At 72.3% G+C, this 632-nt stretch carries 1 protein-coding gene; it reads left to right on the forward strand.

Going from position 1 to position 632, the window contains the following annotated elements; genetic code table 11:
- Nucleotides 1–632 (forward strand): LysM peptidoglycan-binding domain-containing protein (locus tag G8O24_RS42565; RefSeq protein ID WP_188108418.1); only part of this gene is annotated, 632 nt, incomplete at both ends.

Here is a 632-nt window from a genome sequence, read left to right on the forward strand (position 1 = left end):
GCCGGCCGGCGGGACCAAGGTCATTGTCGGCACCAGCGACACGCTCGACGTGCTCGCCAAGCGCTATCACGTCACGCCGCAGGCGATCCTTGCCGCCAACGGCTACAAGGGCCCGCGCGCGCTTTCGCCCGGCCAGCAACTGATCATCCCGCATCCGGGTGCCGTGGCTGCTGCCCCTGTGCCGGCGATGGCTCCGGTTGCTGCGGCTCCCGCGATGGCGCCGAAGGCGGTGGCCGCCGTCGCCGCGCCGTCGAGCTTCCACTTCGTCAATCATGGCGACACGCTCGCCAGCATCGCGCGCAAGAACCACATCTCCTCGGCGGAGCTTGCTCGCGCCAATGGTCTTGAGCCGTCGGCCAAGCTCAAGCTCGGCGCCAAGCTGACCGTGCCGGGCGCCAAGACCGCCGCGGTTGCGGCTCCGCTGGCTCCGGCACCTGTCGGCGCGGCCCCCGTGGCGGCTGCGCTGCAGCCGGTCGCGCCGGCTCCGGTCCCGACTACCAAGCTGGCCGCCGCCGCGCCTGCGCAGAGCGCACGCCTGGCCCAGGCCACCACCAACATCGAAGAGAAGCCCGCGGAGATGCCGGCGAAAGCGGCGGAGACCACGAGCTCGCTGCCGACCTTCCGCTGGCCGG

Origin of the sequence: Bradyrhizobium campsiandrae, from assembly GCF_014529705.1 — a bacterium.
GTDB classification, from domain to species: domain Bacteria; phylum Pseudomonadota; class Alphaproteobacteria; order Rhizobiales; family Xanthobacteraceae; genus Bradyrhizobium; species Bradyrhizobium campsiandrae.